9 protein-coding genes are annotated in these 8294 nt (G+C 40.3%); 7 read left to right on the forward strand and 2 right to left on the reverse strand.

The features are described from left to right. Positions 1-10: 10 nt before the first annotated feature. From nadD to rsfS, 3 genes are read left to right on the forward strand one after another with little or no spacing between them, the layout of a single operon-like run. Positions 11-619 carry a nicotinate-nucleotide adenylyltransferase gene (gene nadD, locus T359_RS0101065; RefSeq protein ID WP_026515864.1) on the forward strand — a complete coding sequence of 203 codons (609 nt, stop codon included), beginning with the start codon at positions 11-13 and terminating at the stop codon, positions 617-619. Then, positions 616-1197, forward strand: coding sequence for a bis(5'-nucleosyl)-tetraphosphatase (symmetrical) YqeK (gene yqeK, locus T359_RS0101070; protein WP_026515865.1), 582 nt, complete (start codon positions 616-618; stop codon positions 1195-1197). The genes nadD and yqeK overlap by 4 nt, the downstream gene beginning before the upstream one ends. 13 nt (positions 1198-1210) lie before the next feature. Then, a complete protein-coding gene (gene rsfS, locus T359_RS0101075) occupies positions 1211-1573 on the forward strand; it encodes a ribosome silencing factor (RefSeq protein ID WP_026515866.1) in 363 nt (120 codons plus the stop codon). Between the two features lie 14 nt (positions 1574-1587). Here rsfS and lexA read toward each other — a convergent pair whose 3' ends face one another. Next, positions 1588-2205, reverse strand: coding sequence for a transcriptional repressor LexA (lexA, locus tag T359_RS0101080; protein WP_026515867.1), 618 nt, complete (start codon positions 2203-2205; stop codon positions 1588-1590). A 204-nt stretch (positions 2206-2409) separates the two neighbouring features. On the opposite strand from lexA, the gene T359_RS21220 reads away from it, so the two are divergent. Then, positions 2410-2829: a LysM peptidoglycan-binding domain-containing protein gene (locus T359_RS21220; RefSeq protein ID WP_051544842.1), complete on the forward strand. Its 420-nt coding sequence runs from the start codon at positions 2410-2412 to the stop codon at positions 2827-2829. Between the two features lie 76 nt (positions 2830-2905). Then, positions 2906-4435 (forward strand): DHH family phosphoesterase, encoded by a 1530-nt coding sequence (locus T359_RS18895; RefSeq protein WP_035783629.1) that lies wholly within the window; start codon positions 2906-2908, stop codon positions 4433-4435. 34 nt (positions 4436-4469) lie between these two features. On the opposite strand, the gene T359_RS0101095 is transcribed toward T359_RS18895, so the two are convergent. Continuing rightward, positions 4470-5546, reverse strand: coding sequence for a tyrosine-type recombinase/integrase (locus T359_RS0101095; protein ID WP_026515868.1), 1077 nt, complete (start codon positions 5544-5546; stop codon positions 4470-4472). 111 nt (positions 5547-5657) lie between these two features. Here T359_RS0101095 and T359_RS18900 point away from each other — a divergent pair, with 111 nt between their 5' ends. Both T359_RS18900 and T359_RS0101105 read left to right on the forward strand, forming a co-directional pair. Beyond that, entirely contained in the window at positions 5658-6782 is a 1125-nt protein-coding gene (locus tag T359_RS18900) for a D-alanyl-D-alanine carboxypeptidase family protein (protein WP_051544843.1), read from the forward strand. A gap of 352 nt (positions 6783-7134) precedes the next feature. Then, a complete protein-coding gene (locus tag T359_RS0101105) occupies positions 7135-8283 on the forward strand; it encodes a hypothetical protein (RefSeq protein ID WP_026515869.1) in 1149 nt (382 codons plus the stop codon). Positions 8284-8294: the final 11 nt, after the last annotated feature.

An 8294-nucleotide genomic window follows, 5' to 3' on the forward strand; every position in this document is an offset into this window, starting at 1 on the left:
AGGCTTTATTATGGACTGCAGAAGGATTGGTATACTAGGAGGAACATTTGACCCAATACACAACGGACATCTGTTGTTGGGAGAGGCGGCAAGAGAACAGTTTGATCTGGACAGAGTTATCTTTATCCCGAACAATCTTGCCCATTTAAAGAACAGAACACAGGTATCAAGCGGTGATGTAAGATATCAGATGGTCAAAATGGCCATCAGTGACAATCCGTATTTTACATGCTCAAGGCTTGAAATAGACAAACCGGAAGGCTGTTTTACAATTGATACAATACAGGATCTTAAGATGATGTATCCCGGTGATGAGTTATATCTCATCCTTGGAGCTGATTCAATCATTGGAATCGATACCTGGTACGAGGCAAAAGAGCTTCTGACATCCTGTATCATTCTCGCCGCTGTCAGGGAGGAAGACGATCTTCCAACCCTTGATAAGAAGCGCAGAGAACTCAAGAAAATCTATAACGCTGATATACGACTTATGACTTTTAACAGAGTTGATATTTCCTCAACAGATATCAGAGACAGAGTTAAAAGAGGCCGCAGTGTAAGATATATGATGCCTGATGAGTGCATAGAATTCATGTGTATCAAAGGATTGTATAAATGAGGATACTTGATATATCTCAAAAGCTTCGAAAAGAGCTTGAAAAAGAGCTTAAGCCCGATAGATTTGACCATACTTTAGGCGTAGCATATACTGCAGCCAGCATGGCCTTTGTTCACGGTGCTGATGTTGAGAAGGCTCTTATCGCAGGAATGTTGCATGACTGTGCGAAATGCATGTCTCATGAGGAACAGATCAAGGTTTGCGAAAAGAACAAGATAGAGATCACTGAAGTTGAAAGACGCAATCATTCACTTCTTCATGCGAAGGCAGGTATGTATCTTGCCAGAGCTAAGTATGATATCTACGATACAGAGATCCTCAATGCCATAAGATGGCATACCACCGGCAAGGAAGATATGTCCCTGCTTGAGAAGATCGTCTATATAGCTGATTTTATAGAACCTAACAGAAAACCTCTGGAGGGGATGGACGAAATTCGTAAAGAGGCTTTTACAGATATCGATAAATGTCTTGCACACATACTTCACGATTCGGTATTATACTTACAGACTATAGGAAAAGAGTGCGATGAGGCAACAATGAATGCCTATCTGTACTACAAAAAGTTTTATAAATAAAAATGAGGTGTATATGGCAGATTTAGCAGTTTCTAAGAAAATGGCACTTATGGCAATCGATGCTCTTGAGGATCGAAAGGGCGAGGACGTTACTGTAATTGATATCAGCGAGATATCTACCCTTGCAGATTACTTCATAATTGCCAGCGGTACCAATGTGAATCAGGTTCAGGCTATGGCAGACAGCGTACAGGAAGTTCTCGGAAGAGCAGGACACATGACCAAGGATGTGGAAGGCTACGACACTGGCAACTGGGTACTTCTTGATTTCGGTGATATCATCGTACATGTCTTTGATAAAGAGAACAGATTGTTCTACGATCTCGAGAGAATATGGAGAGACGGTAAGACTATAGAAAAAGCAGAGCTCGAATGAGCCCTGCTTCTTTTTTAATAAAATCTCATGATTCCAAATACTTTGCCTAAAATCTGGCAGTCATCTACTATAATAGGATCCATGGTGTCATTTTCTGGCTGGAGTCTGATATGACCGTTCTCCTTATAAAATGTCTTAACCGTTGCGGAGTCATCAATAAGAGCAACTACCTGATCACCGTTCTTAGCAGTGTTGCACTGCTGAACAAAAATCTTATCGCCGTTAAAAATACCGGCATTGATCATCGAATCTCCCTTAACATTGAGAATAAAGGCATCGGATCCCTTGGGACACATGCTGGCAGGAATCGGAATATATGAGTCGATATTCTCTTCGGCGAGAATAGGCATACCTGCAGCAACCTGACCAATTACGGGAATACTGACAATCTCTGTTCTGACCATATTGAAGCCGTCATCACAAACCTCGATAGCTCTGGGCTTGGTGGGATCTCTTCTGATATATCCGTTCTTCTCAAGAGTCTCAAGATGAGAGTGTACAGAAGATGTGGACTTGAGATTAACAGCCTTGCAGATGTCTCTTACTGCCGGTGGGAAGCCTCTTACCAGTGTCTGTTCCTTGATATAGTCTAATATTTCCTGCTGTTTCTTAGATATATTCCCTTTCTCCATGAATACCTCCTAAATCTTTAATTAGACACAGTATAGCATAACCTGATGGTAAAAGCAAATATCTGTTCGGAAAATTTGTTCGGAAAATTTGTTCGAAAATCCTTGACATCCAAAAGTATGTTCGGTATTATACTAACAGAACAGTTGTTCCGCACGAATGTTTGCCAGAAAGGAGTCGACTTATTGTCGTCTAAGGTGAAGAGAATGAGTGAAGCAATGAGAGCAGCAGCGTCATTATATAATAATCCCAGATATTTCAGTCATAGCGAGGAGCGTATCCGCAGGAATCAGCTGAGACGCCAGAGAATAATCAGAAGACAGTATATGGCCCTTGGTGTTATTTGTGCCATTATCATCTTCACATTATGTTTTTCATTTTCTACAATCCTTTCCGGTGCGGAAGGTGAAGACCATGTTACCAATTACAAGTATTACAAGACAGTAACCGTTCATTCCGGTGATTCCGTATGGTCTATTGCCAGTGCCAACTTCGACGATGAACGTTACAGTTCTCTTAATAGCTATATTGGTGAGATCAATTCAATCAACAATCTTGATTCAGCCTCAACACTTAATGCCGGTGAAACAATAATCGTTCCTTATTATTCCACCGAATTTAGATAAAATATTAAAAAAATATTACATTTTTCACAAAAAATACCTTTTCTTGATATATAATGACATGAAGAGGTATTTTTTCATGAAATTATCAAGCTTACTTAAGTATGAGAATATAACAATACAATGTCATGACAATCCTGATGCAGATGCTATCTGTTCAGGTTTTGTTCTGTATAAGTTTTTTGAGAAACATAAGAAGAATGTCAGACTTATATATTCCGGTAACTTCGAGATCAGCAAGAGCAATCTGGTTTATCTTATAGATGAGCTTAAGATTCCGATCGAATATGTTGATACTCTTAAGTCTAAACCGGAATTACTTCTTTTAACAGACTGTCAGTATGGAGAAGGCAATGTCAAGAAGTTCAAGGCTGAGAATGTGGCTGTTATCGATCACCATCAGGTTACAGGTAAGCTCCCTAAAGAGAATGAGGTTAGAAGTAATCTTGGCAGCTGTTGTTCGGTTATCTGGAACCTTCTCAAGATAGAGGATGAGGAATACTTTATCGATACCGCAGTGGGAACTGCTCTTTATTATGGATTATACTCCGACACCAACGCTTTTTCAGAGGTTTCCCACCCGCTGGACCGAGATATGATAGATACACTTCCCTATGATAAGAGCCTTATTCTTAAGCTCAAGAATATGAATCTTACCCTGAAGGAAGCCAGAATAGCCGGAGTTGCCATGCTGGGTGTGGAATATCACAAGGATCAGCGCTATGCGATTTTGAGAAGTGAGCCCTGCGATCCCAATATTTTAGGACTAATAGGAGACTTCATCGTTGCAGTAGATTCCATAGACGTTTGCCTTGTATACAGTGTTCTATCTTTTGGAGTGAAATTTTCTATTCGCAGCTGCTCCAAAGAGACCAGAGCAGATGAGCTAGCCTCATATATAGCCAGAAATATCGGATCCGGTGGAGGACATACAGAGAAGTCCGGTGGACTGCTTAAGAATGAGCTGATCGTTAAGCATTATTCCGATTATACCGAAATTGATGATGATTCAGCGAGGCATTCTATCAGCAATATTATCAGAGAGAGAATGTCTGATTACTTTGAGAATTCCGATATCATCTATGCTGTCAATACAACCCTGGATATTACCAAGATGAACCATTATACAACGCCTCCGATTGTTTTGGGTTATGTAAGACCTCAGGAGTTTATCCAGCCAGGTTCCATGGCCATTGTCAGAACTATCGGCGGTGATATCAATGTTGAGATCAAAGAAAATACAGTTCTTATCATCAACTTGTATGGTTATGTATCTCCGATATCGGAAGAGAAGTTCAAGAGCAGTTATCAGAGATCCCGTAAGAAGTTTGTCCTTGAGGTAGCGGACTATCAGCCTACCATCAAAAATGCCGACAATGGCAAGACATTTTCCCTTATGCCTGTAGCTAAGGCATGTCTTACCTCCGGAGAGAATAATATTTATGCAAGAAAACTTAAAAAGACCACCAAGCTGTTCCCCTATTGGGATGCTGAGAAATACATGGTTGGTCAGAAAGGGGATTATATCTGTGTAAACAAAGATGATCCCCATGACATGTTTATTATGGACAAAAATATGTTTAAATCAATTTATAAAAGCGTCAAATAATTTAAGAAAAAAGGATGGCAATTATGCCATCCTATTATTTTTCCCCCGGAGTTTCTCTTAATTTAACTATTCTTGCAGCTCTGCGCCTGTTTTCATCATCCTGGGCCGCATAGTGTTTTCTTGTGGTGTTTACGTCTTTATGTCCAAGAACGTCGGCCACAAGATAAATATCCCCGGATTCTCTGTAAAGGTTGGTACCATAGGTACTGCGAAGCTTATGGGGAGTGATCTTTTTTAGTGTAGTGACATTTCTGGAGTATTTTTTTACAAGGTTCTCAACAGCTCTGACAGTTATACGTTTATTTTGAAGAGACAAAAAGAAAGCTTTTTCACTGCCTTCTTCAGCAATCTTCAGTTTTCTTTCTTCAAGATAGTTAAGAAGCGCATCTCTTACTTCATCAGGGAAGTATACCGTGGTGTTATAACCGCCTTTTCTGTGAACCCTGAGACCATTGGTGTTAAAATCAATGTCATCGATATCGATTCCGACACATTCGGAAACTCGGATTCCTGTTCCAAGAAGAAGAGTAAGCAGAGCCACATCACGAAGCTTTGTCTTTTCATGATACTTAAGCTGGCTCTTGGTAAGCTTCTCGCCGGCCTCAACCTGATCAAGAAGGGTAGCTACCTCGTCCGGTTCTAGCCTTATGATCTCATTCTCATGGAGTTTTGGCATCTTAACAAGTTCTGCAGTATTCCTGGATATGAGTTCTGCCTTATAAAAATAGCTGTACATACACCGAAGAGCGGACATTTTTCTTTTTTTGCCCTGTTCAGCGTTGGTGATCTCCTTATCCTTTTTCTCATAAAGGGAAAGATATTCCAGATATTCCTCGATATCTTCGCGTTCTATCATATCAAGGATATCAAGAGAATAATCAACTATTTCTTTTTTCTTAAGGACGGGATTCACATTGTGAAGATACTCGAAAAATGTCCTTATGTCATAGGCGTAACCAAGCCTTGTTCTGGCGGAAGTTGTGGGTTCGATTCCTCTGAAAAACTGTCTGCAGAACCGGGGAAGAGTATCAAGAACCTCCCTCATCTTAATGGTGTTGATCTTATCCTGTTCGTTATAATATTTTTCATCATTTCCAATTCTGTTTTGCATAGAATAATTATACCATGAACAGTCCAAAATTTAAGTAAAAATGCCACTTGATGGGACTTACCGTAAAATGATAGTATAATACGGTATTATTTTTATGGATGGTTTTTAGTTTTGGACAGAAAAGCAAATTACAGAAAAAAGGACGGCCAGAGACTTACGGCCGCTGAATATAAATCACGTAGAAAAAAAGAGATAATACTGCATTTAAGTCTCCTGGGAGCCGGCGCTCTCGGGCTTCTTATTGCAGTAATTTTTCTTATAGTTAAAGTGGCAAATAAAGCCCCTGTAGAGGCAGAAGCTGCCGATGAGCCAGCAGATATGGCTACAGCGGAGCTCACCGTTATTGAGACTATAGTAAACGATATAGAAGAGCCTGAGGTAGTCAATCCCTATTTGGAAAAGTCAGAGGATGCCTCATCGTTTTTTGAAGGCTATGAGGTTGATACTTCTTCCATGCCTTATCTGGGCAGTGAAGAAGTTATCAGTAAAAATGCCGTTCTCATCAATCTTGATAACGGAAAAGTAGTGGCTTCAAAAGACGGTAATGTTCGGATAAATCCGGCTTCCATGACCAAGATACTTACACTTCTTGTGGCTGCTGAGCACATCACAGATCTTGATGATACCTTCGAGATGACTCAGGCCATAGGAGATTTTGTATTTAAGAAGGACTGCAGTGCTGTAGGATTTTGCGTAGGTGAGAAGATCACTGTAAAAGACATGCTATACGGAACTATACTGCCATCCGGAGCCGATGCAGCCATGTGCCTTGCAGAATATGTTGCCGGTTCCCAGGAAGCCTTCGCAGATATGATGAATGACAAACTTAAGGAGCTGGGCCTTTCCGATACTGCTCATTTCACCAATTGTATTGGCATATATGATCAGGAACATTACTGCACATTGATCGATATGGCCATGATTCTTAAGGCTGCAGAAGAGAATGAACTGTGTCATGAAGTCTTAAATGCCAGAAAGTATACCACATCTCCTACAGATGAACATCCTGAGGGACTTCTTATTTCCAACTGGTTCCTCAGAAGAATAGAAGATAAGGATACCCATGGTGATGTTGTGGGAGCTAAGACAGGTTTTGTTAATCAGTCAGGCTGCTGCGGTGCCAGCTACCAGATATCCAATGACGGAACACATTATATATGCGTTACAGCAGATGCTTACAGTTCCTGGAGATGCATATATGATCATGTGGCTATTTATGACACATATACCAACTAATGTAATTTAATAATTTCCGATTATACCTTTAAACCATAGAGTGTTCGGCTCTATGGTTTATTTTTATGAATTTTGTTGAATATCAAATCAGATATTCTCTCGGAATCAAGTAAATGCAAATAAATGATTATGAAATATGAATTAATTATTCTTAATTACGAATTAAATAATACTTTTTATAGGGCACAATCTGTTCCCTGACGTAGTTTGAAATAATCGGATAATGTATAGTAATAGTGCGATATTATGTGTGCGCATTAACGCTATAGCATATATATGCATATTTTATGAAATTTTATTTCTTTTTTATAAAATCTGACACGCAAAAGTATTTTATTTGGAGGGGAACAAAATGATTGGTAAAAAAAGCATTGTATCAGGGTTGATCGCAGGAATTGTGTTCATGACATGCCTTACCGGCAGCAAATTTGATGTATCCGCAGCCGGAAATAATGTAGTAACACTTTCGGGAACCTTTTCGGGAAGCCGGACAGTGTCACAAGATACAGGCACATTGATACTGGATAATGTCCATGCGACCAACGAAGATAACATTGTATATCTGCCGGATGGAATAACCATTGAATTAAAAGAAGGAACAGAAAACGGTGTGTACTGTTTGCTGGGAGAAGGCGACATAACCATAGTCGGTTCAGGAAAGCTGAATGAAGGATGCGGAATCATAACCAACTCCGGCACCATCAGAATTGAACTTACGGATCCCGGTGCTATTGATCTGAAAGTTGGAATGTTAATGAACTATGAAGGATCGATAATCATTGAAAGCGGCACCGTTGTTTTGGGAGGAGATGGATTCCTGGGCGGCAAAATAGCTGCACTGGGTGGCGACGTCAGGATAAATGGCGGGAACGTCTCGGTAGGAGGCTCCTCAATAGGACTTTACAGTGAAGGTAAAGTTCAGTTTGCTGGAGGAGAGGTTACAGCCGGAGGAGCTCAAATGGCTGTAATGGCTCTTGAGGGCATTGAACAGGACAACGGTAATCCCGAACAGCTGGATATTATAGTCAGTGATAACGAAAGCGGAGGACAGGTTTCTTATGTATCCACAAATGAAGGAACCTTTGCCAAAAGCCTGAAACTGTCCGAGGATGAAGTGATAGTCACTGATAATGAAGATATTTCTCTTTTATCAGCTCCTGAATCAGAGTTTTCAAAACAAATGGCAGAGACCATGAGTGAACAGGTAGTAACAGAAGAGGATATTCAGAAAATAGAAGAGGCTCTGATAGAAGAGGGTGTGGATCCCTATGATGGTGTTAACCTTCCTGAAGGAACAGTTGTTGCAAAAGCCGAAAAGGAGCTTAGCCCGGTGAAAATTATAGAATCGAGACCGGGAGAACTGCAGGGCCAGGAAAACAGCAAAATGATTGGAGGATTCTGGTACAGAATGAAATGGCCGATCATTCTTTGCGGATCATTGTTAACAGGAACAATTATCGCAATTATCATCTTATTGATTGTAAACAGAAAGCGTATCTAATTAAATGTCAG

It is taken from the genome of Butyrivibrio sp. MC2021, assembly GCF_000621605.1.
In the GTDB taxonomy this organism is placed as follows: Bacteria; Bacillota; Clostridia; order Lachnospirales; family Lachnospiraceae; genus Butyrivibrio.

Bases quoted from the DNA above. Each gene is read 5' to 3' on its own strand.
- yqeK (WP_026515865.1), top strand. From the start codon at position 616: ATGAGGATACTTGATATATCTCAAAAGCTTCGAAAAGAGCTTGAAAAA.
- T359_RS21220 (WP_051544842.1), top strand. From the start codon at position 2,410: ATGAGTGAAGCAATGAGAGCAGCAGCGTCATTATATAATAATCCCAGA.
- rsfS (WP_026515866.1), top strand. From the start codon at position 1,211: ATGGCAGATTTAGCAGTTTCTAAGAAAATGGCACTTATGGCAATCGAT.
- nadD (WP_026515864.1), top strand. From the start codon at position 11: ATGGACTGCAGAAGGATTGGTATACTAGGAGGAACATTTGACCCAATA.
- T359_RS0101105 (WP_026515869.1), top strand. From the start codon at position 7,135: ATGATTGGTAAAAAAAGCATTGTATCAGGGTTGATCGCAGGAATTGTG.
- T359_RS18895 (WP_035783629.1), top strand. From the start codon at position 2,906: ATGAAATTATCAAGCTTACTTAAGTATGAGAATATAACAATACAATGT.
- T359_RS0101095 (WP_026515868.1), bottom strand. From the start codon at position 5,546: ATGCAAAACAGAATTGGAAATGATGAAAAATATTATAACGAACAGGAT.
- lexA (WP_026515867.1), bottom strand. From the start codon at position 2,205: ATGGAGAAAGGGAATATATCTAAGAAACAGCAGGAAATATTAGACTAT.